Origin of the sequence: Hallella bergensis DSM 17361 (assembly GCF_000160535.1) — a bacterium.
In the GTDB taxonomy this organism is placed as follows: domain Bacteria; phylum Bacteroidota; class Bacteroidia; order Bacteroidales; family Bacteroidaceae; genus Prevotella; species Prevotella bergensis.
The window spans coordinates 191,699-216,264 of the sequence record NZ_GG704783.1; the positions used below are offsets into that span (position 1 = coordinate 191,699).

The following is a 24,566-nucleotide window of genomic DNA, read 5'->3' on the forward strand; positions in this document are numbered from 1 at the left end:
TATGAGTTTTCAAATATTCCTTGGTTTTATTGTGGCTTGCTACCTCTGCTATTACTTGGGTACGGTGGCCTACGACCTGCTGGCAAACAGAAAGCGTGCTACCAGCGAAGACGATAAGGTACAGGAGGAAGCCATTGACATCTCCGATGAAGTAAGGGAATTTACGCCTATCCTTATCACTCGCCCCATCATCAAGAAACAGAAGACGGCTGCCCTGAAACGGAAGCAGACAGCAGAGCTCTTGATGACTGGCGGTATTGAAGTAAACAACCTGCTGGTCAAGGTGGAAGACCTGTCGAAAGACGGTGAGAACAGCGAACTGGGCAGCTTGCTTGCCAAATGGAAGGAGTTTGATCCCGAAAGAGGAGACCTTTCTCCATAAAACATACCAACCTTTTATCTTTAATATTTCTGACCTAGCACTTTAACTTGTTTGACTTTCGGCTTTAACATGGAATTGAATTTCAAATTTAATCCATTCGATTATGTCGCAATTGAGAAAACAAGCAGTAAAATGCGTGGGACGTGCTTGGAGTTTTGCGAAGTGTCAGTCTTTGAAATTAGCAGTAAGCGTGGGAATGTTCGCTATGAGTACTGGAACAATGCTGGCCAACAGCAAGGGTGCTGGCGGATTTTCCAAAGCTACCACGGAAATCTCTTCGTACCAGACCCCAGTTTCCAACCTGATGAAGGCCATCGCAGCCGTCATCGTGTTAGTAGGAGCGTTCAATGTGTATTTCAAGATGCAGAACGGCGACCAGGACGTGAAAAAGACTATCATGCTCACCATCGGTGGCTGTGTGGCTTTCATCGCCATGTCGGAAGCTCTTCCGCTCTTCTTCAAGTAATCAATCGGTGGGAGCCGGACCTGCAACCAAGCGTCTGGCTCCTACCAAATTTCAAAGTTTTATGGAAGATTTCTTTCCTATATACAAAGGCATACAGAAACCGTTGGAGTTCATGGGCATCAGAGGGCGTTTCCTAACCTTTGCCGCCATTGCCATCGGTGTATCCTTTCTCGGTTTCATCCTTTTTTCCATCATCCTGGGCAAGCTGGCTGGCTTTATTGCCATGATTGTTCTTGCCCTTGTCGGACTGGCCACCATCTACATACGGCAGCGCAATGGGCTTCACGCCAAGCATCGGAATAAGGGTATTTACATCTATCATGGGATTTTCAAACACTAACGGTTATGGTACAGCAAAGAAAACCTTTCGATAAACTTTTCTCCCAGTTGCAGGACATCAGGGATAAGGACGGGAAACTGCTCAATACGGTGCTCTGGTCCCAGAAGGGAAATCCGTCCGTACTCTTCGAGATTGAGAATCCCGTGCAGCAATATTGTACCGATGCTGACCTATATTGCCTCTTCCAGGACGTACTGGCCAACATTATAAAGACACTCGGTGAGGGGTATGCCCTACAAAAACAGGACATCTTCTGCAAGCAGGAGTATCACCATGAGCCGGAGGGAGGACAGGAGTTCTTGACCGAAAGCTACTTCAACTACTTCGAGGGACGGGAATATACCGACATACGCACCTTCCTCATCGTTACGCAGGAGTGTGCGCACAATGCCTTCGTGAAATACGACGCCAAACGATGGGAGGACTTCCACGTCAAAGTAGCCAAGATAGCTGACATTCTGCAAGAGAAAGGTATCGCCCACCGCAAGCTGAGCAAGTCGGAGATAGACGAGTATCTTCACCGCTTTATGGCATTCCAGTTCAAGCAGGGTCCATTCTCCATGACCAATTTCAAGTGTTCTGATGAGAACCTGAAGATAGGCGACCGGACGGTAAAGTCTTTTCCCTTGGTGGATATAGATGAAATCAATATGCCTAACTTCGTGAGGCCGTTCCTTTCGGTCAACATCAACGGCACCTACATTGCCACCGACCTCTTCTCTTTCCTAACGGAGATACCTTATACTGACTGCGTCATCTACAATCAGGTCATACAAATACCTGCCCAGCGCAGGCTTATGCGCAAGCTGCAAAGCAAAGCGAAGCGCCACGGCTCCATGCCCGATCCGTCGAACCGCATCGCCAAAGAAGATATAGAACGACTGTTGGACACACTGGCTGTGGATAGCAAACTGATGGTTTATACCAATTTCAATATCCTCGTCAGTTGTCCGCATGACAAGATAACGCCGGTTACATCGTACATCGAGACAAAGCTCTACGACTGTGCCATCATGCCCTCTCGATCGGCATATAACCAGCTGGAGCTCTTCACGTGTAGCTTTCCCGGCAATGGCTATGCCTTCAATCCTGATTACGACCTTTTTCTTACGCTGTCGGATGCGGCGCTCTGCCTATGCTTTAAGGAGCATCTGAAACATTCTGAGGATACGCCGCTCAAAACCTACTATACAGACAGGCAGGGACTTCCTGTGGCGATAGACATTACCGGTAAGGAGGGAGTACACAAGTACACTGACAATGCTAATTTCTTCTGTATCGGACCCAGTGGCAGCGGTAAGAGCTTCCACATGAATAGTGTGGTGCGCCAGCTTCTGGAGCAGAATACGGATGTGGTGATGGTAGATACTGGAGATAGCTACGAGGGTATATGCAGCTACTTCGGTGGCACCTATATCACCTACTCCAAAGAGCATCCCATCTCCATGAATCCGTTTAAGATTACGAAGACGGAATACCGACAGAACTTCGGGGAGAAGAAGAACTTTCTCAAATCGCTTATCTTCCTCATCTTCAAGGGAAGCGAGATGCCTTCAAAGATTGAAGATGCTATCATCAATCAGGTCATCGTGGAGTATTATGACGCTTTCTTCCACCCCTTCCGTGGTTTTTCCGCAGAAGAAAAAGATAGGTTGCGCCACCGGCTCTTGCTGGAGGATAAAAAGAACGGTGAGTATGAGAAGTATGGTGAGAAGGTGGAGCATAGCTACTATCAAGATTTTGAGGGATATCAGGGAAACACTTCTGCAAGTGTAAATGCAGAAAGCAGAGATACCATCTTTTCTGAAGCCGAGGTTGCGCATCACATCAAGGCAAAGCGCCAGGTAGAAAAGCTGCATGCTCTGGTCAATGACCAGGCTGCGACGGAGGGTGAGAAGGTGGCTGCCAACCGTCAACTCATGCGCCTCATGGCTGAGGTTATCGAAGGCAGCTACCTCATGCGCATCGAACAGAAAATCGAGAAGATGGAGCAGCGCAGACGTAAGATGACGGTCAGGAAGCTGTCCTTCAACACTTTCTATGAATATGCGCTGGAACGTATTCCACAGCTGATGACCGAAAAGAAGATAGCCTTCGACATTGACAACTTTGCTGCTATTCTCGAACAGTTCTACCGTGGTGGCGAGCTGGAGTGCACGCTGAACAACGATCTGGAACAGTCACTCTTCGATGAACGGTTTATTGTCTTCGAGATTGACAAGATCAAAGATGACCCTGTGCTGTTCCCTATCGTGGTGCTCATCATCATGGATGTGTTTCTCCAGAAGATGCGTATCAAGAAAGGCCGAAAAGCTCTCATCATCGAAGAGGCATGGAAAGCTATCGCCTCGCCTACGATGGCAGAATATATCAAGTATCTCTACAAGACGGTGCGTAAGTTCCACGGCATCGCCGGAGTAGTGACACAGGAACTGAACGACGTGATTGATTCTCCCATTGTCAAGGAGGCTATCATCAACAACAGCGACGTGAAAATTCTGCTTGACCAGGCCAAATTCAAGGATCGGTACGATGACATCGCGGCTATCCTCGGACTGACAGCGGTTCAACGACAGCAGATCTTCACCATCAACAGTCTTAACAACCACGAGGGGCGGAATTACTTCAAGGAGGTATGGATATGCCGTGGACAGGTATCGGATGTGTATGGTGTGGAAGAACCGCCTGAATGTTACTGGGCCTACACCACGGAACGGGCGGAAAAGGAAGCCCTCAAGATTTACACGAAGCATTATGGTGGTAACATCCAACGTGCCATCACAGAGATAGAGAAAGACCGCAGAAAGGCAGGGATAAGCAAATATCTCGATTTCGCGCGGCATGTCAACGAACATCAAAACATTATGAGCTTATGGAAAAGTTAAGGTTAATTTTCGTTCTGGCGATGCTCCTTGCCTCGCTGAACATTCGGGCTGGCTGGCGAGTGGTGATAGACAAGAAGACCACGGCCGCCGTTATGTCCAATGCTGCTTCGCAGAAACTCATAGAGGACAGGCACAACGGGCGTCTGGATTCCATCAATACCAAGCAAGAGAAGCTGATGAAATATACAGCTACGATGGCAAGCATCAAGGAACTTTACCAACTCTCCATGCAGAACATCACTGGTTTTGGGGAAGAAAGCAGATACTACGGTGAAATCGTCTCGCTCACAGCCAGCATCTTCAAGGATGTGCCCATCGTGCTGAAACAGCTCGGCAAGTCACCGGGCAAGAACTATGTGGTATGCCTCAATGAGATGACCAATCTCGTATCCGAGACGCAAGGACTGGTACACGACTTTGTGGATATTGTAAACAACGGCAAGGTACGCAATCCTTTGGACACGGCCAAAGATGATGGCCAGGACGACGGATATAACCTGCTCAACCGCTATGAGCGGCTGACGATGGCCAACAAGATCTACAGTCGTCTGCTTGAAATCCACTATAAGCTGAAGGTTATGGTGATGATGTGCCAGTTCGGTAACAACTGGGGGGACGTGCTCATGGCCATTGACGTGGAGTCGTGGGCTGCCTATATCACGGCTCAAAACTCCGTTGACGGGTTGATTGATAACTGGAACGGCTTGGGTGTCTAAAAATGTTTGGCTTATGAAAAAGGCATGGAATATAAAAAGATATGGGCTGTTGTTATGGTGCTTCATGGTAGCAGCTCCCATCTTTGCCGATGTTATACCGACGCCGAGGGATCCGCTAACCATTGAAGCCCTTATCAGTCTCCATAAACTCATCAAGGGTGAAGAGGACAAGGCCTTGGCAAAGGTGGCAACGAGTTTTGGTGAACAGAGCATCATCACAAAGGGTGCTACCAAGTTCAATGATGTCAGAACGACCTTGGACAGCAAATTGAATAATGGCTATTCCTACGTCATCTTAGCCAGTGCATTGGGTTCGACAGTCAACAGCATGTATCGCTTGATACAGGAGTACTCACAGTTTACACGCTCCACTTTTCAATATACCTTAAAGAAGCCGATGGTGGCATGGTACTATACAGAAGCGAATATGGCTTGTGCAAGAGAAATCAAAAACATCAAAGCCCTTTATGCATCGCTTGCCGCCAGCGGTGTCAATGTAATGAAGGCCTCGATGGACGAGAAGCTTCACCTTATCATGGAGTTGAAGACTTCCATAGAAAACATGAGAGGTATCATCGACGGTGCCAACGTCTGGTGTAGCATCATTACCGTCGGCGGGGTCAGATACGATTATATTTGGGACATCCTCAACAGTGAGGTGACAGACAAAATAGCAGAAGGAGTAATTAACAAATGGAACAGTATTTGAGAAAATTTCTATTCATCACGGCTGGGTTACTTTATCTTTCCCTGTCCACATTTGCACAGCATCCGACCTACGATGACCAGAAGGAAAAGCAGTGGAAGTCGATGGAGAACGGACCATGGGACTTTGCTCCAGCATGGTATTATTACTTATTACACAAGAAATATAGCGGCGGTGAGGCTTACTGGCAATGGAGATTTCTCAAATCTGGCTGGAGAGTTAGGTTTAAGGAAAGTAAGTCCAGCGTGAAACGCATCATGCCCACTCGTATCACCGCCGAAGAGACGCAACGACAGAAGATGAAGGAAACCGAGCAGGAACGTGCGAAGATAGAAGAACTCTACAAGGAGGAAGTGGCGCGTGCCGCTGACAGGAATGTCGATCTGGTTTATTCCTCCTTCAAAGCCGACTTCGAACGCATGCAGAAATCTATTTCCGACGGACTGCTCTTCTGTATGCAGAGGAGCAGCGGCAAACTGAAATTTCAGGTCGATGAGCTGACCCGGCAGAACGAGATGATTTGCCAGGATATAGCCTATATCCATCGGACGGGTGTGGGATATGAACTTGAAAACGCCAAACGGCAGAAAGCCTACCAACAATATAAGAAACAGATGGAGGAAATTGTCAGCCGCGTGGCGCATCTTGTAGGCATGGCGCAAAACTATTACAAACGATAAAATTATGGTTACAGATATTTTGATGAATATTGCAAGTCAGCTACTCACCATGGGACTGCCCTCTATTGACCAAAGCCTTGAGAAGCTGCTGGTGGCGATGGAGACTTTTCCGAAGTCGGCGGTGCTGGGCAACACCGTGGGCTACGCCCGTGTCATAGGCTTGTGCCTCGCCCTTTGTGTGGGTTCCTACGAGTGCTGGATGATGATGCTTGGGCGTAGGGCGATGGACGTAATGAAACTTCTCCGCATCGTGGGACTGTCCATCTGCATCACTTACAGTTCTTGGATCTGTCAGGAACTGGCCCGACCGGGCAAAGCGTTGGAGGCGACCACCAAACAGATGGCGAGCAGCAAGAACAAGGAAGTGGCTGCGCTGGAACTCAAAGTAGCACAGAAGCAGTCGGACTATCTCAAACGACTCCGCCAGGTGCAGGACAGTATTGAGACAGCGAAGCAGGTACAGACCATCGGGGAGGATGCCCATTGGTGGGATAAGCTCATCTACAACATGGAAAATCTGGGCACGACCATCAACAACTATGCGCAGCGAGCCACCGTAGCCGCTGAGACAAAGGTGTCGGAATGGATAAACGACGTGATACGTTTCATCGGTGAACTGATATTCCAGATGTCGTATTATGGCATCTTGGTAGCCCAGCGTATTTTCATGGCCATACTGGCCACATTTGCCCCCATCATGTTCGCCCTCTCGATAGTACCGCCATGGAACAGTGCATGGTCGCAATGGATCAGCAAATATCTGTCCTTGTCGCTATGGGGATTTGTCACCTATATGTGCCTGTACTATATTGACTTCATCCTGATGTATAACCTCGGCGAGGACCTCAATGCCTATGGCAGGCTTCTGCAGGGGCAGGTGAACTCTTGGGGACAGATAGGCGCTTTGGGCATTCAGGGCATCGGCTCCAACTGCATGTATGCTATGGGTATGCTGGTGGGTGCCTATATCATCCGTTTCGTCCCTGAAGTGGCATCATGGCTAATTCCAGGTGGTGTGAGTTCAAGTGCTGGCAGTGCAGCCGGAGGTGTCGTGGCAGGAGCCGTAGGTGGAGCTGTGGGCAGTGCCGCTTCTACTGGAGTGGGTATCGCTTCAGTGGCTACACCAATGGCGGGGTCGGCACTCTCTGGTGCGGCGCATCTTGGCGCAGCTGGTATGGCAGGAGCTGTGAGCGGCGCAAGTGGCTATTCTGATGGCGGAGTGGCTACTATGGCTGGAGTCATGGGAGGTGCTGCCTCAGGTATAGCGAAAGAGGCCAAACACATGTTCACAGAAAGCTCTGCTGGCAAGGCGGCATCGAAGATGGGCAGCTCCATGAGAGATTCTTATAACAGAGGAAAATAAACTAAAAACGACAGGATATGTTAATACAAAGTTTGGAACAGAAAACAAGGCTCGCGCTGACAACTGTACTGCTGACCATCATCGGCAGTACGGTGGTCTGTGCCTGCTGCATCTTCTACTGTGCCAAGTTGGTAACGGAAGAGCGTAATCAGATTTATGTCCTCGATGGCGACATTCCTTTCCTCGCTGAAAGGAGTAAGCAAGAGGCGAATTTTGTCATGGAGGCAAAAGCACACATCCAGCTCTTCCATCAATATTTCTTCAATCTGCCACCCGATGACGACTATATCAAATGGACACTGTCCAAAGCCATGTATATGGCGGACGGTACGGCACTGAAACAGAAACAGGCGATGGAGGAAAATGGTTTTTACTCGGACATTGTCTCTTCTTCGGCCGTGTGCATGATCATCTGTGACTCCATCAAGCTGGACGAACACACTCGGAAATTCAAATACTACGGTACGCAGATTATTAAACGTCGTTCACGCGACATGAAACGCTCTCTTATTACGGTGGGCGGCATTGAGAATGTGCCCCGGACAAGGAACAATCCGCACGGTCTGCTTATTACCAACTGGAGAACATTGGAGAACAAGGATTTAGACTACTAAGGGTATGAGGAAGAAAATGAAACGTGCGAAAGAAGCCAAAGCCAGATGGGAACAGGAAACCAAGGGGAAGCTGGAGTCCTTTGTAAGGAAGCTCTCTTTGCAATGGAAGATACGGGAACGGATAGATGCTGCCAACGCATGGGCTGTGAAACATCCGAAACGTACGGCAGCCATGACCATCGGTGCGCTGGTCTGTTCGCTCTGCTTGGGGATAGTCGTGTCCCTCTATACTCCGCAACCCAGCAAGGATATTGTAGGGGAGATAGAGAATGTGCAGCCTATGTTCGCCGGACTGCAGAGCATACAGAACGGCAAGAACGTACAGGTTCGAGAGGTCGGACAACTGGCTCTGCGAGGACAGCGGCTGAAATGGGAACTGGATTCCTTGGTGCGTATTCCTATCAAGACGCATCAGGATTCCACACTTATCATCTATAAATATAGGCAGCTCGAAATGATAGTGACAAACTTAAAACATTAATGATATGAAAGAACTGATTAAGAAATTCTTGCTTAAAGCTGGACTAAGAAAGGAGGATGATCCGTCGGACGCTGCACGGACGGAGACTGATGCAGAAGCGCAGGGCGAGAACAAGGAAGAGTCCGACGAAAGGGAAAAGACAAGTCCGAAAGAACCTCCAGTGGTGAAGCCCTTGTCACAGGGCAAGAGTTGGTGGCGCATCGATTTCAAGCAGCCCAAGTATATCTTTCCATTGGCCATTCTCCTGCCCATCTTGTTCTTAGGCTATGAGCTGATAGGTGTGTTCGGAGGTCAGGACGATGCCAAGAAGGGCGTTGCCACCGACAGTATCAACGCTTCGCTGCCCACAGCAGCCAATGATGAAATGGGGGACAAGATGGCGGAGATGAACAAACGTTATAACGAGGAAGATGCGGCATCGGCAGTGAACGGCATCGGTGAGGACCAGCCACAGCAGGACTCGCTCAGCAACAGTTATCAAGAGCATGAGCTGGACGATATAGACCGGCAGAATGCTATCAATGCACAGCGGCAGAAGGACATGGAAGCCTTGCAACAACGACTGGAACAGTCTCGGAAGCACATCAATGCCTATGAGGGTGGAAATTACGGCGGTGCATCCAGATACGGTTCTGGCAGCAGCTACGGCCGTAGATCCCGACAAACGGAGATGGATGACTATGCAAGGGAGGTGGAAGCGATTCAGAAGAGAAGCCTTGCCCGGCAAAAATCCTTGGATAGGAGCATGGGCATCGGCGATGAGGATGAAAGTGTCAAAGAATCAAAAGTGTCACAACCCTTCAATGCAACTAATCGTAAGACCAAAGAGAAACCAGCTATTGTCAAGAAGGTGATGGAGGGTAATGCGGATAAGTTCAACACCGTCAGTGCCGAGTCTACGGCGGAGGTTCCGTTGATCCGTGCCATGATAGACAAGACGACCAAAGCACACGAGGGTACGCGCCTCCGCTTCAAACTCCTCGATGATGTGACGCTCAAAGGGACAAAACTGAAGAAGGGTACCTATCTCTATGGTACGGTGACGGGATTCGGTCAGCAGCGTGTCATGGCTTCCATCACCAGCATCTTGGTCAAGGATAAATTCATCAAGGTGGGACTATCCGTCTATGACAATGACGGCATGGAGGGCTTTTATGTGCCGGAATCGGCATTCCGTGACTTGATGAAGGATGCCAAGGCGAACGCCTTGCAGAGCAATATCAACTTCGACGGTGGGTATGGTGGCGGACTGAGTTCTGAGGCAGTGGCTCTGCAGGCCCTACAGAACATGTACCAATCAGCAACCTCTGCCGTATCTGCCAATATCAGAAAGAACAAGGCACGAATCAAGTACAACACCATCGTCTATCTGGTCAATACCAATGCTGAGTAGCATTCAACAATTCATCAAACATTAGAAAATATGAAGCAGTTTTTAGTTATCTTGGTTGCCCTCATGGGATTGTGTGGCAGCCTTCAGGCACAGAAAATGTATAAGAACATTGAGGCAGACTCGGTTTCGGTGAGATATATCCGCAACGCAAGGCTCACGGACAGCTACATCTTTGACGAGAACAGACGCAAGGATGTGGTGTTTGTCAACGAAGAGGTGACAACGCATCTGCTGATGCCAGAGAATATCAAGCTCGTGGACATTTCGACGAACAAGATTGTAGGTAACCAGTGTACGGACAATATCGTGCGTATTAAACCCTCCAGGAGAATGTACGACAATGAGTTGGTAGGTACAGTTACCGTTATCGGTGAGCGGCATATCGTACAACTCAACGTGGTTTATACTGCCGGACCAGCGAAAGCCAACTCCATCTATCGCATCAAGACCAGGGATATGGGCAGATATGAGAATCCCGACGTGACGATGCCACGTAAAGAAATGGCAGCCTACGCCTGGGCTATCTTTGCCAGTAAACCGCAAAAGCATATCCGTTCCCATGAGTATGGCATTAGGGCAAGAGTGAACAACATTTTCAGCATCGGTGATTATTTCTTCATCGATTATTCACTCTACAATGCCACCAAAATCAAGTATGACATCAGTGAGGTACGCATCAAACTCACGGACAAGAAGGAGCTGAAGGCCACCAATTCGCAGACAATTGAGCTGACTCCAGTCTATTCCCTGAACAGTGCCAAGAGCTTCAAGAAGGCATATCGTAACGTGCTGGTACTCGACAAGCTGACCTTTCCTGAAGAAAAGGTGCTGAAACTGGAGATTTCGGAGGAACAGATTTCTGGTCGTGTCGTCACACTCAACATTGACTATAAGGATATTCTTCATGCCGACGGCATTGGTGAACAGATAATGGCGTTCCTCCCGGTTCTTAATTCTCAAAAGTAGCATCATGGCAGTAGAAGAGACAAGGGAACAACAACAGATGTACAACACGTTCAGGAGTTGCATCTACCTTTTCTTGATTGTAGAGCTAATCATGAATCTCCCCATCACGGCGGACAACCGTGTGACGGGATTTATCCTGGAACTCATCACACGCTTCAAGGTTTTCAACAATGTAGCATCGTGTAAGCTCATCGAACTGATATGTATTGGTGTGACCTGCATCGGTACACGTCCACAGAAGGCGTTGAAGTTCAACGTCAAGACAATGGTGCTTTACCCTATCGGCATCGGCATTACGTTCATCGCGCTCTGCATGATGCTTCATAAAGGCGTCTGGGGCGGAGTTTCATTTGGCTTCCCTACCAATCGCGTGCTCTACGCCATGACTTCCATTATCGGTACGATGCTTCTGCATCAGGGGTTAGATGGTATCTCTCGCTACTACAATTACAAATTGGGTGAAGACCGTTTCAACTTTGAGAATGAGTCGTTCCAGCAGTCGGAGGACCTGAATGAGAATCCTTATTCTGTCAATATCCCGATGATCTACTATTTCAAGGGACGCATGCACAAGGGATGGATTAACATCATCAATCCGTTCCGTGGAACCATTGTACTGGGTACGCCCGGTTCTGGCAAGTCGTTTGGTATCATCGACCCATTTATCCGTCAGCATGCGGCCAAAGGCTTTGCCATGATGGTGTATGACTACAAGTTTCCGACATTGGGAAAGACGCTGTTCTATCAATACTGCAAAAACAAGAAACTGGAGAGGCTGCCGGAAAACTGTGGTTTCCACATCGTGAACTTTACCGATGTGGAGTATTCCAACCGTATCAACCCTATACAACGGAAGTATATCCCTGACTTGGCAGCAGCGGCAGAGACAGCTGCAACGTTGCTTGAATCGCTTAACAAGGGAGGCGACAAGAAAGGCGGATCGGAGGCGTTTTTTCAGAACTCGGCCATCAACTTCCTTTCGGCTATCATCTATTTCTTCGTCAACTTCCATCCGACGGGGTTCAAGGACGGCAAGAAACTCACTCGTTACATCAAATACAAGGGGAAGAAACTAAGACTGATGACAAAGAACTGGCATGACTACCGGGCTGTTGATAAGAACGGTAACATGATTCTTGACTTTGTGGATGAGCTGAGCCACGATGTGTCGGTGGATGAGGATGGCATGTTCGTGGATCTGAATGATTTCACTTATATCAGCCGTAACGGACAGAAAGTGCATATCGCTTCGTCCTGGTATGAGGATGAGCAGGGGCAGGTAGTGGAGCCTGACACCATTACAGGAGAATATTCGGATATGCCACATGTACTATCCTTCTTAGGTAAGCAGTACAGTGACGTATTTGACATCCTGATGCAGGATCAGAAAATACTCTCGCTCATGGCTCCGTTCCAGTCGGCTTATACCAACAAAGCGATGGACCAACTCGAAGGTATGGTGGGTACGCTCCGTGTCAATGCAGCTCGCTTGGTTTCACCGGAAGCCTACTGGATATTTACGGGGGATGACTTCGACCTGAAGATTTCAGACCCTGCCAGCCCTTCCTATCTCGTGATTGCCAACGACCCGGAGAAAGAGCAGATTGTGGGGGCACTGAATGCGTTGGTGCTCAACCGTCTCGTGACCCGTGTGAACAGCAGAGGGAATATCCCTGTTTCCATCATCGTGGATGAGCTGCCAACCTTGTACTTTCATAAGATTGACCGACTGATCGGCACGGCGCGAAGCAACAAGGTAGCAGTGACGCTTGGTTTTCAAGAGTTGCCACAGCTGGAGGCGGACTATGGCAAGAATGGGATGCAGAAGATTATTACCACCTGTGGTAACATTTTTATGGGTGCCGCCCGCAACAAGGAAACGCTTGAATGGGCGCAGAATGACGTGTTCGGTAAGGCGAAGCAGACGTCCAAGTCTATTACCATCAATGACCAGAAGGTTTCCACGTCTATCTCGGAGCGGTTGGACTTCCTAGTCCCTGCTGCTAAGATAGCGGACATGGCGACTGGTTGGCTCGCTGGTCAGTCAGCTCGTGACTTCACACCTACGGAGGGCAGCATGATGCAGGGGTTTGACATAGAGAAGTCGGAGGAGTTCAAGACCTCGAAGTATTTCTGTAAGACCCACTTTGATATGGAACAAATCAAACAGGAGGAAAGTCTGTATGCCGACCTGCCAAAGATTTATCAGTTTGCCTCCAACCGTGAGAAGGAAATCATGCTGGGGCGTAACTTCAAGCGTGTCAATGACGAGGTGGATGCGATGATTGCGGAGTTATTGGGCAAAGAAAAGAAAACAAAGTGACATGATCCTCGTTCAAGGTAAAGGGTTGTCAGGAAGCGCATTGAAGGTAATTGCATTGGTGTCCATGACATTAGACCACATAGCCTATTATCTGATGGACAAAAGCATTGCCTACGATGCCATGCGAACGGTGGGTAGGATGGCTTTCCCCATCTTCGCATTTCTGCTGGTGGAGGGATATGTGCATACCCGTTCCGTAAGGAAATATGCGCTGAGTCTTTTCATTTTTGCTCTTGTGTCGGATATTCCGTGGTGGCTACTGAATCATGACAATACACATAATGTGTTCTTCACCCTGCTGTTGGGACTGGTGGCAATAGAGGGGTTAAGCAATATTGGTAAGAAGTTTTTGCCCTGTTGCGTCTTGATAGTTGCAGTCTGTGGCATCGCTATGTGGCTACACGTCGATTATGAATATTCAGGAATACTGCTGGTTTGTACGTTTTACGTGTTTCGCAAACACAATGTAGCGAAATGTCTTTTGGCCTCCCTTTTTATGTACCAGTACAATGTGATTGGGGTTTGGCTGGGATTGGCTGCTATCCTTTGCTATAATGGGCAGAGGGGGTTTATTAGTGGACAATATGCGAAGTATTTGTGCTATACGTATTACCCCATACATATAGCATTATTACAGTAACATTGTATCTTACTTGAGCAAATTGAAAGAACTATGTTACCCGTGTTGTAGGGCGGGTCGATATAGAATACGTCTATTTTCCCAGCATGGGTGTAGCTGAGGGCGGTGAGGGCGTGCAGATTGTCGCCCTCTATCAGGATGTGGTTGGGATAATGCTCGGTTTCCGTGTCACCCACAATAGCACGCTCTTTCACCTCGGTAAGCGCAGGTAGTTTCTCTTCGAGTTGCGCCTCCACGGCCTCGGGCTTGTCCTCCCACACCAGCCCATATTTCTTGTGGCTCCGAAGCAGCCCTATAAGCGCCGCCTTCTCGTCGTCGGTCAGCCCCTGCAGGGTTTTCAGCTTCTTCACCAGTTCGTATTTGTCCATATATTGGTTTGATGTTTTAAGTTCTGTTCTTATCTTCTTAAAGATACTACTTTTAGTTGTGGAGCATTTCCACAAAAACGTTGGATAACATCTATTGGTAATTGGAAAGCTCGTGACAAATCAAAGTCTGTGTAGCCCAACTCTGTCTTGAAGAGTTGATAAGCTTGCGTGAAACTTTGAGGTAAGTCTAAGAAAACCATACCCGGCTCATGTTTTTTATAATGGTGTCGGCTCAACTCAATGTTAAGATATTGATATCTATTTTTATCTATACATCCCAACGACCATGCCCGCCTGATAATAGCAGCCATAGATGTAAGCCAATGTAGCTTAAGAGGCATCAGACTGGAGAGACGAAGGCCATAGAGAGAGTTGCGGATTTCTTTTTCAGGCATCAAAAACTCGGAAGCAAATCGGAAAGCTTCGTCTTCCTTGTCCCGATATTCGGGTATGGCAAATTCTCTGGATAGGTGCATCACAATATGCCCTAACTCGTGTGCAATGGTGAGTCGCTTCCGATCATTACTGAAATCTCGATTGATCACCATCACAGGTATGCCCTTGTCGGTAAGGAAGGACACGCCGTCAAAATTTTCCTTATCGTAAGTTTGTTCCACAATGATGATACCATATCGTTCGAGCATGGTACAAATTTCTTTGACCGTTCCTTGTATAATGCCCATATATCTACGAGTGAACTGAGCAGCATATTCAGGAGTGAAGTCATCCTCCAAGTCAATTGTCTTGAGTGTAAAAGTTGGAAAATCTATAGAATCAGCCATTTGGTCTACAATATACCCTATCAGCTTGTTAGATTTCTCTATATCTTCTTTCGTTCTTTTAGTCATGCCTGATTTGCGCCTGTAGTGGGCATTCTCCACGTTATTGGATATAGATAATGTGTAAAATCCTTCAGGGAAACCTAAAAATTCTATGATTCTCTTTAAAACTTCATCAGAGAGTACTTCTATACCTTTCTCAAATTTAGATAAGTTGGATTGGGATAAACCTACGATACGAGAAGCCAGCTCACTTTGGGTGTACCCTCGGTATTCCCTTGCAAATGTTAGTTGTTTTGGACTTATGTTCATATCGTTTTATTATTAATATAAAGTATATGACAAGAGTAAGGTGTCTCTATCTATTATTCTGCTTTCTTGATAAGGGCCTTTGCACTTTTCTTTACAGAGACTCCACCTGTAGGCGGTGTCGGTGCAAAGTCTAATTGGGGAAGCGTATTATCTTGAATACCTTCTTCATCAATGATCCACTTCACCTTCTCCTCGTCTATGTAAACAATGCGTGGATGAACAATAACACCAAAATCGTTAGTAGTATAACCAAAAAACAAAATGGGCGAGTTTCCATCCTCATCTGGGCCAAACAGGTTCCCCTGATATTGGTTTCCAATACTCGTGGAATTCTTGGTCTTGATATTCATCGGCATACCGTTTCTACCCAACTTCTTAAACAAAATGACATAGCCCTTGTTAAACAAAAAGAGTCTATCGTATTTGCCACGTTTGACATTGTCCCCAAAATGTCTACGCCAGCACTGCATCACCTTCGACTGTAGAGTAACAGCAGCTTGTGTCCTCACTCTGTCTTCGGGTGCAGTCAAACCTAACTCCTGCTGGTACAAGGGTAGGGCTTCATGGAAGCCCATAAACAACTTGGTGATGTCATCGCCAAGATCGAATTTGCATTCATCTGGGTTAGTTACTCTTTTTCGTTTTGCTTTCTCAGGTAAATTGTTTACCTTTGCATCGAAATTATTATGCTTCATACTTAATAATTTTATGAGTCATCTGACTCGGTTAGTAATCTCTGTTGCCGCAGAGATTATTTTCTGTGCAAAGATATATATTTTTTTAGAAAAGTTGTAGTTTTGACTATATATTTTTTTAGAAAAAATGTATTTCAATGCTCGACCATTCAAAATTTTTTCTGTGATCACAAAAATTATAAGCTATAAGCAACCTGCTTCACTTTATTTATATATTCACAATCTTCCGAATACCCGATTCTGTTCAGGAAATCGTAGTAGTTGCCGCCCTTATATTTGTACTGCACATAGTCTTTATAGGCTTTGACGCTCTCTTCCCATGAGCTGAATGTGTAGTAGTTGCCGTTGCTGGGACGACGTAGTCCAAAGAGGTTATTGTTTTCAAGACAGACTCTGGAAGTGAAGTAACCTGTTTCAAGCAGGGCTTGTGCCACTACGATTTGGGGGAACTTCACATCATACTGACGGAGAACGGCCATCAGGTTTTTGATGTTCAACGCTCGGTCTGGCTTTGTGCCGAAGCGGAGATATGCCATTTTATCTTGTAATTCAGTGATGTAGACTTTGAGATAATCAACGAAGTGGTTAGGGTCCACACTTCTGCCTTCCTTTCGTAGTCTGATGTGTAGATGTGGTCCTGTAGTTTTACCTGTATTCCCTGATATTGCCACGATGGTTCCTGCCGTCACCGCATCGCCCTCATGGACGGTTATCATGCTAAGGTGTCCGTACAGACATTCAAAGATGCCATGCTCCAACACGATATAGTTGCCGTAGCCTTTGTTCCCATAGTGTACTTTCTTGATGATACCAGGCAGCATAGCATAGACATGGGCATGGTTGCATTGCAGGTCGATGCCGTTATGAAAGACAGTGCAGTTGCTCACAGGGTCTTTTCTATAACCATAGGCAGAAGTGAGTTTCAGGAAGTCAAGAGGTAAGCAAACATTCATACGCTGACTAATCAAGCCAAAAAGCAGGGAGTCCTTCACGTTGACAAACAGTGGTACATCCTTTTCGATACTCACTTCCATGCCGTTTCCTGTCTGGAACGAAATATCCATAGGACGAACCTTTATAGTGTCCTTTTGTTGTGTCGTAACTCTTTGTTTTACAGCCATTTTCTGCTTTGTAACTATCTGTGGTCTGAGGGTAAAGAACTGTGCTGCCATATCACTACTAAAAAACATGGCAGCAGTGACAATCAGAAATAATCGGTATCGTTGTCTTATATTCATCTTCTTTTGATAATTTTGTTCAGTGCGGTGCCCTCTTTTCGGGTTTTTCGTTTACAAATTTACCTTCAAACATTTAACGTATGGAAGATGTGATTACTTTTCAAGCCCAAGAAACTGTTTTAGACAAATTGAAGCAGTTGGGTATCAACGAGGAGAAACTGGCGTTGATGCCTGATGCTCTGAAAGTTCCGCTGCTTTGTGGAGAGGTAACGCCTGTTTTCATAGCCAACACGGAAACATCAAATGGCAAGGTGATACAGTTACCGATGAAAGCCCAATTCGTACTGGATGATAACGAAGAAGTGTTACTGATGACTTACCCACTCCGTAGAGAGGTTGCCAATGAATTAGGACTTAACCAAAATGAGCTCCAACGAGTGCTGTCTGGCGAGGTAATACGCAAGGAAGTGGACGTGGAGGGAGAAAGGAAAGTAAGATTTGTTCAGCTGGATAAGGAAACGAACTCGCTCATGCACCGTAATGTGACCAGCATTCCTATCGAGACAGAACTACAAACACGAGATAAAGTGAAGGACATCGAGCTGGGTGCCAATCAAAAGGAGGCTTTGCAGAAAGGTAAACCTGTGGAATTGGATCTCGGCGACACCAAGGTAACGGTGGGCGTTGACCTACGTGAGCCACAAGGCTTCAAAATTGTCAACGGCGACATGAGGGAGTGGGAACAATTGCAAAAGATGCGCTACGATGATGCTCACGAGGATTTTATGGGTTATGTGATGACCGACGAAAACCGCTGGGAATACCAGAAAGTGGTGGAACGCCAAGCCATGACCAACAACCCCTCGGAGTCTATCGAAAAGAAACAGCATACTGGCTTGATTCGATAGCACAAGACGAATAACCATCCTCCCAACAAGGGATTCTTTAATATTCTGCTCCCGGCTTGTCACTTTCATAAGAGCCAGTGAGTGCTTTAACATTCCTCTCTATTGGCGAGTTCTTCTGTTGTAGAACTGTAGCGTTAAAGCATATCACGACAAGCAAGGTGGGTAGAAAGAAATATAAAAATCTTGATTTCGACTACATCGTCAGCTCCGTGGCTGGCTATGCCAAAGTTGCTCCTATTGCCCGAAAGGTGAAAGCTGGGGACGACATGGCCATTGCCAAGGCTGCGGCGATGATGACTGCGGCAGTCAGGAATGTCATGCCTAAAGACAAGCAGGTGGTACTGGTACCTATCCCAAACCGCACCGGCAGGGCCGGTTACACCAAGACGCTGGCCGAGAAAATAAGCGAAGCACTGCATCTGCCTGTCATCGACGCGCTGGCAAGCAATACCCACGATCCGCTTTATCTGGTGAAGAAGGCCAATGGCTCGCTCGATGAGGTGCCGCTCTATTTTTATCGCATCCGCAGGCTACCCAGGAACAAGATACCCATACTCATTGACAATGTACTCGACACCGGGCATACGGCAATGGCCGCATATGAAGCAATGGGCAGACAGGACACGCTGATGGCGGTACTCGGTGATACGCATAAATTCACGCCCAACAAATGGAAGTCGGATATTTACCCTTTAATTGACAACAATATGGCAAGTAAGAAAAAAGAAGAGGTGCAGCAGCAAGCTACCCTGAAGGAAGAGCCGACGGCTCAAACCGAGAAAAAAGCTGCAAAGAAAACGACAAAGCTCCCGAAGTCAAAGACGCTGGCAGAGCTGTACGAGAACATGAAGGAGATGCACCCTGATGCCATCCTGCTCTTCAGAACGGGAGACTTCTACACAACCTTGAACGCTGATGCCTCCAAGGTGGCTGACACATTGGGGCTCAAAGCGAACAAGCCTGCCAAGGCAGAAGACGGCTCTCTGCAGGTTACATTTCCCCATCATGCGCTGGACACGAATCTGCCCAAACTCATCCGGGCTGGTCTTCGTGTGGCTATCGTGGACAGTCTGGAGAAGAAGCAAAATGTGGAGAAAGCCGTGTCTGAGAAAACGGAAACGACAGCACAGGAAAAGAAAGAGGAAGGAAAATCGGTGGAAAAAACGGAAACCGTCAAGCAGGAGCATCAGCCGCGTGAGCCGCAGATGGTTACGGTCAATGGCGACAAGGTTTCCCATGCCCATGCCTTCCAGTCCAAGGTGAATCCAGCCGACTGGTTCTATGTGGCGCAGCTCAATGGGAAGCAGCTCAACCCCATGAAGATGGACGCTGTCGACATCGCTGCCTATCAGAAACGGGAAGCGAAGGTGGAGAATATGATGCAGAAATATTATCCCACAAAGCTGGCACCCAAAGTATCTGCCGAGGAGTACAAGGCCGCCAACATCCTATCTGACGGCAGGGTGATTGACAAGATGACAGTGTATAAGGAGAAAGATGAGCAGCGGGCTGACTATGGCAAGTACAAGCTCTATGCCCAGGTGGGCGACCAGCGAATGTCGGCTCCTATGACCAAAGAAGACCAGAGTGCTTTCTTCGACCGCGTGACGACACCGGCGGCATTGGTGGAAAAGAACTTTGGCGAACGGCTGCACCTGGCATCGGCCTACGCCGTCTATCAGCTCCCTGCCAACATCAAAGTGGAGGATATTCGGGTGGCAAAGGACAACATGGACGGCAAGTGGAAGATTTCAGCAGCCGTGGGCGAGAACGGACGCACGGACAAGAAGGCGATTTCCTTTGACGACGGCTTTTCTCTCTTCCAAGCCAAGACCGTCACTCGTGAACAGCTGGCAGCCAAATATCTCTCAGATGACATCAAAGTACTGTCGGGTCAGAAGCAGGCTATCAGCAATGGACTGAAGATGTAGCCCTTGGGGGGATTTCTATAATGAACACAGATAACATAAATTTAAAGAAAATGGCATATAGTTTTGAAGAGCTGGTCCAGCTCAAACAGGACAGACGGATAGGATGGCTGCAGTTCACGCTTGAAGGTGAACATGCGGACGACTTCATGCAGTGGTGCAAGGAACACAACATCCATCCCAGCGAAGATACCGCAGAGTTCTATATGGAGTCGGTGGAACTGAGTATGCAGGATAAGCAAATCTTGGCGGAGGACGACTATGACTACAGCTGGAACTGAAACAAAGACGCTCGGTCAGAAAGCCGTGGACAGGTTCACGGAGATGATGATTGAGCGCATGGAACAGATGAAGTCCGTTGGCTGGCATAAGGGGTGGATTGGCAGTGCTACTGCCCCTGGTGCCATGCCGCAGAATGTATCTGGGCGTGGATATTCGGGAAGTAACTCTTTCTTCCTCCAACTGGACACGGCTCTCCGTGGCTACTCCATGCCCGTGTACCTCACTTTCAAGCAGGCCAACGACATGGGAGCACATGTGAAGAAAGGTGAGTCGGCTATGCCAGTGCTCTACTGGGATATCATGGCAAGGGACAAGGATGGTAAGAAAGTTTCTAAAGAGGCCTACCGCAAGATGAGCCTTGCAGAGCGGATGCAGGTGCAGACCATTCCTTTCCTGAAAGCCTTCAATGTGTTCAATGTCGATCAGACCAATCTGGTTGAGGTGAAGCCTGACAAGATGGAAGCTCTCAAAAAGCTGTTTGCCCCACCGGAGCTGCGTGATGCCGAGGGGATGTTTACCAGCAAGGCTCTCGACCGTATGTTTGAGAAGCAGGAGTGGATTTGTCCTATCCAATATGACAAGCAGGTACCCGGTGCATACTTCTCTCCCTCCAAGGATATCATCGTCATTCCAAAGAAAGAGCAGTTCAACATCGGCAAGACACTGGAAGAGGTCTATAAGGACGGTATGGAATACTACTCCACGGCCCTGCACGAGATGGCTCACTCCACCGGTACGGAACCTCGGCTGAACAGGGGCAGCCATGAGAAGTTCGGCGATGCGAAATATGCCAAGGAGGAACTGGTGGCTGAGCTGACGGCAGCGATGGTAGGCAACTCAATGGGCTTTGACAAGCGTATTCTGGACAACAATGCGGCTTACCTCGATAGTTGGATCTCCACTCTCAAGGAAAATCCTAAGTTCATCGTGTCGGTGATGGCCGACGTGAACAAGGCTGCTAACATGGTACTGGAAGAGGTGGACAAGCAGAAAATGGCGTTGGGTGAAGAGCCTTTACTCGGTAAAAACAGAAACCTTTCTACCGACATTCCCAAGGACAAGGTCGTTTTTGAGAACGCCTCCATCATCAAGCAAAATGATGGCGACTATGCGGTGCGAGCCTCATTCCAAGGTCAAGATTTGGGACTCAAACCGATTGACCGAAATTTGGGCATCCTTTATTTCTCTCTCTCGGAAGAAACGGAGAAGGCGCGTCTGCTCTCCCATACGCTGGAAAAAAGTTTTGGCGATGTGGTCATGGCACAGACACAGCAGCATGCTCATCGTATGAAAATATAACCCTTTATACTTGTAGGCAGTTATGAAACAGAGTGTAAACTACAAAGACCTGAAAACAAAGGTAGGCGTAGATGATATTGCCTATTATCTGGGCTATCGTCTCGACCGCTCGGCTGGTGTGGGAAGATACATTGAAATGGTCTTGTCTGACTCCACGGGTCATCAGGACAAGCTCATCATCAAGAACCCGAAGGAGAAGGCGGCGCAGACTTATTTCCGGCGTAACGGGGCAAGAGGCGGTGATGTGGTATCTTTGATACGTGAGAACCTTAGCAGCTTCCACGAGTCTGGAAGAAACGAGTGGGAAATCATCGGCAAGGTGATGGCCCACTTCGCCAATGAGCCGATTCCTGACTATGGGGATAGCCAGTATCTTACGAAAGCTGGGTACACGGGTAGTATCGTGTTTGATCCGAAACGCTATGAAACGAAGGATGTTAATGGTGCGCCTTCTGAAGTGATGGCATTCTTTGCCCAGCGTGGCATCAACGAGGAGACGGTGAGTGCCTTCGCACCATTTATCAAGCAAATAAGGGACAACAGCCATACCACCTACAAGCAGTTCAACATCGGCTTCCCTTATACGGAGGCTGGCAAGGACAAGGTGGTGGGCTATGAAATCCGTGGCTTTGGCTCATTCAAGAGTAAGGCAGCTGGTACTAACTCGACGACGGGGGCATGGATTGCTGATCTCTCACAAGGTGGAGAGCCTACAGACATCAGACATGTCTATTTCGCTGAAAGTGCCTACGACATCATGGCGTTCTATCAGCTGAATCACCTTCGCTTAGATGGTACTCATTCGGCATTCGTATCGCTGGGAGGCACTTTCTCCGACAGTCAGATCAAGGGTATCATGGCGCATTACCCGGAAGCTAAGGCGATGGACTGTTTTGATAATGACCTTGCCGGGCGTATCTATGGCATCCGCATGGCTGCCTTGCTGGAGGGCATCCGCTTGAATGTGCATAAGGAAGAGGACAAGGTGATGATTACTGTTGGCGCGAAGAACTTTGCCATTGCTAATGAACAGCTGTCTATCCGTGAGCTTCGCAAGCATATCCACATCCGCTATAATGTAGGTGAATGGAAGGCTGCTGCGAACTACAAGGACTGGAACGACCAGCTGATGGGTAAACAGATGGAAGTTGTGGCGGTAGAAAACAAGTTTGCAAGAGATCGGAATCTGGCTGACCGCCGTGAGAAAGGGGTGGGCTTATGAAACGAATCTTCATCATATTATTGTTGGGTAGTTTAACCTTCTGCCCTATGATGGCACAACAGACGGACCCGACGCTGACGGGTGCAGTGATAGCGCAGAGCGGAATGCTGAAAAAGATTTTCAAGGACCGCGAGAAGACACAGAAAAAAATCATTGCTGCGGAAACGGCAGTCACTGTGGCGATGGACAGAATGCACAAGGTGGAGGACAAGATGCTGGCGTATCTCTCCAATGCACAAGGAGCCATGCAGAACCTTTATCAGATCAAGCGAGCGGCAGAACTGACAACAGTAGAGATTCCACGAAACATGAACCTGTTGCGCCAGTCGCTGCCCGGTCATCTGAAAGGAACGGCCATTGCTCTCTTGGTGTCTGATGAACTGACGGATGCTGCCACGCAAATGGCTTCGCTCTATCCGTTCATGAAACAACTGGTAACGAGCGGCACATACAACGTGAGTGGCTATGATGCCACCGGCAAGTCTGTGAATGAGAAGCATAAGGTAAACCTACTGTCCTCAGCGGAACGGTATTACATTGCCAATGAGGTGGTGACGAAACTGGAGACGATCAACACCGATCTGTGGCTGCTGGCATGGCAGGTAAGGACGTACTCGTGGAATGACCTGTGGTTTGGGCTTGATCCTGAAGGTTGGGCCACGGTGATGTCAGGAAAGGCGATTGTGGATGGACTAATCTATGAGTGGAAATATATTTGAGAGGTCTGAATATGGGCATTTTTCTGTACTTTTGCATGGCGACACTTTGTTATTTCGAGGAAGAGCAGTGCAAACAACGGATTTGCCTGGTAATCATTAAACTTTAAGAAATAGCAAAGATATGAGTGATACAAATAACTTAATGATTTGCCCCGTTTGTGGCAGAGGTACAATGGTGCACGACGAGCAGGACTGGAAGTGCAGTGAGCAGTCCTGTGGATTCGTTATCCCTAATCGTTTGTTTAATTTGGAGGTAACGGAGGAACTGGTGGCGCCACTTGTCAAGCATGGTCATACGGGGGTGCTCTCGCTGCAAAACAAGGACGGACAGTATTTTAAGGCGGCTCTCGTCATCCGTAATGGAAAGGTGGAGGTATCATCAGGTGTACATTATATCGACGGAGTATGTCCTATCTGTGGAGGTAAGATGCGCAAGACTTCAAAGGGCTACCGATGTGAAAATTCCATCGGTGAGCATCCATCGTGTGACTTTATGATTCCGGGTATTATCTGCAACCGTAGGATTATGGAGCAGGATGCCGTGGCGTTCTTGAATGGCAAGCATATCGCCCTGGAGGGCTTTGCCTCAAATGAGTGGAAGATGTTTGCCTCGTCGTTGTCGATAGCCGAAGGCAAGGTGAAGCTGGAATCGCGCATCGCAAAGTGTCCGCATTGCGGCGGCGACCTGCATGTTGGACTGAAGGCCTACAACTGTGCCAACTATCGCAATGCCGAACATCCATGCAAGTTCTCTATCTGGCGTAACATCAGCGGTCATGCCGTATCGGTGGAGGAGGTGAAGCAAATTTGCGAACAGGGCGTAACCAGAGACTGCATCGAATTTTACAAGGAAGACGGTACGGTGTACTACAAGCGGCTGCAACTGACACCTGAAAAAGACAGAATAATCATGATTTAAGC

24 protein-coding genes and 1 pseudogene are annotated in these 24,566 nt (G+C 47.9%); 21 read left to right on the forward strand and 4 right to left on the reverse strand.

The window, feature by feature from the left end; genetic code table 11:
• Position 1: 1 nt before the first annotated feature.
• From HMPREF0645_RS11200 to HMPREF0645_RS11260, 14 genes are all read left to right on the forward strand, one after another.
• Positions 2 to 382, forward strand: a complete 381-nt coding sequence (locus HMPREF0645_RS11200) for a hypothetical protein (RefSeq protein WP_007175124.1) — start codon at positions 2 to 4, stop codon at positions 380 to 382.
• Between the two features lie 103 nt (positions 383 to 485).
• Entirely contained in the window at positions 486 to 848 is a 363-nt protein-coding gene (locus tag HMPREF0645_RS11205) for a DUF4134 domain-containing protein (protein ID WP_004347460.1), read from the forward strand.
• Positions 849 to 909: 61 nt separating this feature from the next.
• Complete coding sequence (locus HMPREF0645_RS13435; protein WP_004342148.1) at positions 910 to 1,188, forward strand: DUF4133 domain-containing protein; 279 nt, start codon at positions 910 to 912, stop codon at positions 1,186 to 1,188.
• 5 nt (positions 1,189 to 1,193) lie between these two features.
• Entirely contained in the window at positions 1,194 to 4,073 is a 2,880-nt protein-coding gene (locus HMPREF0645_RS11210) for a TraG family conjugative transposon ATPase (protein ID WP_007175126.1), read from the forward strand.
• Positions 4,061 to 4,789 carry a hypothetical protein gene (locus HMPREF0645_RS11215; protein WP_007175127.1) on the forward strand — a complete coding sequence of 243 codons (729 nt, stop codon included), beginning with the start codon at positions 4,061 to 4,063 and terminating at the stop codon, positions 4,787 to 4,789. Before HMPREF0645_RS11210 ends, HMPREF0645_RS11215 begins: the two co-directional genes overlap by 13 nt.
• A 13-nt stretch (positions 4,790 to 4,802) precedes the next feature.
• On the forward strand, positions 4,803 to 5,498 hold the full coding sequence (locus HMPREF0645_RS11220; RefSeq protein WP_007175128.1) for a hypothetical protein: 696 nt from the start codon (positions 4,803 to 4,805) through the stop codon (positions 5,496 to 5,498).
• The gene (locus tag HMPREF0645_RS11225) at positions 5,483 to 6,175 is read left to right on the forward strand and encodes a DUF5045 domain-containing protein (RefSeq protein WP_007175129.1); all 693 of its coding nucleotides are present in this window, start codon (positions 5,483 to 5,485) and stop codon (positions 6,173 to 6,175) included. Before HMPREF0645_RS11220 ends, HMPREF0645_RS11225 begins: the two co-directional genes overlap by 16 nt.
• A gap of 4 nt (positions 6,176 to 6,179) precedes the next feature.
• Positions 6,180 to 7,538, forward strand: a complete 1,359-nt coding sequence (locus HMPREF0645_RS11230; protein ID WP_007175130.1) for a TraJ family protein — start codon at positions 6,180 to 6,182, stop codon at positions 7,536 to 7,538.
• A 17-nt stretch (positions 7,539 to 7,555) separates the two neighbouring features.
• Positions 7,556 to 8,152, forward strand: a complete 597-nt coding sequence (traK, locus tag HMPREF0645_RS11235) for a conjugative transposon protein TraK (RefSeq protein ID WP_007175131.1) — start codon at positions 7,556 to 7,558, stop codon at positions 8,150 to 8,152.
• 4 nt (positions 8,153 to 8,156) lie between these two features.
• Complete coding sequence (locus tag HMPREF0645_RS11240) at positions 8,157 to 8,633, forward strand: hypothetical protein (protein ID WP_007175132.1); 477 nt, start codon at positions 8,157 to 8,159, stop codon at positions 8,631 to 8,633.
• A 4-nt stretch (positions 8,634 to 8,637) separates the two neighbouring features.
• Positions 8,638 to 10,026, forward strand: a complete 1,389-nt coding sequence (locus tag HMPREF0645_RS11245) for a conjugative transposon protein TraM (protein ID WP_007175133.1) — start codon at positions 8,638 to 8,640, stop codon at positions 10,024 to 10,026.
• A gap of 30 nt (positions 10,027 to 10,056) precedes the next feature.
• Positions 10,057 to 10,992 (forward strand): conjugative transposon protein TraN, encoded by a 936-nt coding sequence (gene traN, locus HMPREF0645_RS11250; RefSeq protein WP_004347476.1) that lies wholly within the window; start codon positions 10,057 to 10,059, stop codon positions 10,990 to 10,992.
• 4 nt (positions 10,993 to 10,996) lie between these two features.
• Entirely contained in the window at positions 10,997 to 13,315 is a 2,319-nt protein-coding gene (locus tag HMPREF0645_RS11255; RefSeq protein ID WP_007175134.1) for a type IV secretory system conjugative DNA transfer family protein, read from the forward strand.
• Position 13,316: 1 nt separating this feature from the next.
• Positions 13,317 to 13,955: a TraX family protein gene (locus HMPREF0645_RS11260; protein ID WP_007175135.1), complete on the forward strand. Its 639-nt coding sequence runs from the start codon at positions 13,317 to 13,319 to the stop codon at positions 13,953 to 13,955.
• Between the two features lie 35 nt (positions 13,956 to 13,990).
• Here the strand turns inward: HMPREF0645_RS11260 and HMPREF0645_RS11265 are convergent.
• The 4 genes and pseudogenes from HMPREF0645_RS11265 to HMPREF0645_RS11280 all read right to left on the reverse strand — a co-directional run.
• Positions 13,991 to 14,323: pseudogene (locus HMPREF0645_RS11265) on the reverse strand (site-specific DNA-methyltransferase); the annotation flags it as partial.
• A 29-nt stretch (positions 14,324 to 14,352) separates the two neighbouring features.
• Entirely contained in the window at positions 14,353 to 15,414 is a 1,062-nt protein-coding gene (locus tag HMPREF0645_RS11270; RefSeq protein ID WP_007175137.1) for a helix-turn-helix domain-containing protein, read from the reverse strand.
• 53 nt (positions 15,415 to 15,467) lie between these two features.
• Positions 15,468 to 16,109 (reverse strand): hypothetical protein, encoded by a 642-nt coding sequence (locus HMPREF0645_RS11275; protein ID WP_007175138.1) that lies wholly within the window; start codon positions 16,107 to 16,109, stop codon positions 15,468 to 15,470.
• Positions 16,110 to 16,285: 176 nt separating this feature from the next.
• Positions 16,286 to 17,347, reverse strand: coding sequence for a peptidoglycan DD-metalloendopeptidase family protein (locus tag HMPREF0645_RS11280; RefSeq protein ID WP_007175140.1), 1,062 nt, complete (start codon positions 17,345 to 17,347; stop codon positions 16,286 to 16,288).
• An 80-nt stretch (positions 17,348 to 17,427) separates the two neighbouring features.
• Here HMPREF0645_RS11280 and HMPREF0645_RS11285 point away from each other — a divergent pair, with 80 nt between their 5' ends.
• The 7 genes from HMPREF0645_RS11285 to HMPREF0645_RS11315 all read left to right on the forward strand — a co-directional run bounded on the left by HMPREF0645_RS11285 (position 17,428) and on the right by HMPREF0645_RS11315 (position 24,564).
• Positions 17,428 to 18,195: a DUF4099 domain-containing protein gene (locus tag HMPREF0645_RS11285; protein WP_007175141.1), complete on the forward strand. Its 768-nt coding sequence runs from the start codon at positions 17,428 to 17,430 to the stop codon at positions 18,193 to 18,195.
• A 158-nt stretch (positions 18,196 to 18,353) separates the two neighbouring features.
• Positions 18,354 to 20,126 carry a MutS N-terminal domain-containing protein gene (locus HMPREF0645_RS11290; RefSeq protein ID WP_007175142.1) on the forward strand — a complete coding sequence of 591 codons (1,773 nt, stop codon included), beginning with the start codon at positions 18,354 to 18,356 and terminating at the stop codon, positions 20,124 to 20,126.
• Positions 20,127 to 20,176: 50 nt separating this feature from the next.
• On the forward strand, positions 20,177 to 20,404 hold the full coding sequence (locus HMPREF0645_RS11295; protein ID WP_025072511.1) for a hypothetical protein: 228 nt from the start codon (positions 20,177 to 20,179) through the stop codon (positions 20,402 to 20,404).
• On the forward strand, positions 20,385 to 21,704 hold the full coding sequence (locus HMPREF0645_RS11300) for an ArdC family protein (RefSeq protein ID WP_007175144.1): 1,320 nt from the start codon (positions 20,385 to 20,387) through the stop codon (positions 21,702 to 21,704). Before HMPREF0645_RS11295 ends, HMPREF0645_RS11300 begins: the two co-directional genes overlap by 20 nt.
• Positions 21,705 to 21,726: 22 nt before the next feature.
• Positions 21,727 to 22,926, forward strand: a complete 1,200-nt coding sequence (locus tag HMPREF0645_RS11305; protein WP_007175145.1) for a toprim domain-containing protein — start codon at positions 21,727 to 21,729, stop codon at positions 22,924 to 22,926.
• Positions 22,923 to 23,645 carry a hypothetical protein gene (locus tag HMPREF0645_RS11310; RefSeq protein WP_007175146.1) on the forward strand — a complete coding sequence of 241 codons (723 nt, stop codon included), beginning with the start codon at positions 22,923 to 22,925 and terminating at the stop codon, positions 23,643 to 23,645. The genes HMPREF0645_RS11305 and HMPREF0645_RS11310 overlap by 4 nt, the downstream gene beginning before the upstream one ends.
• 121 nt (positions 23,646 to 23,766) lie before the next feature.
• On the forward strand, positions 23,767 to 24,564 hold the full coding sequence (locus HMPREF0645_RS11315) for a topoisomerase C-terminal repeat-containing protein (protein WP_036893559.1): 798 nt from the start codon (positions 23,767 to 23,769) through the stop codon (positions 24,562 to 24,564).
• Positions 24,565 to 24,566: the final 2 nt, after the last annotated feature.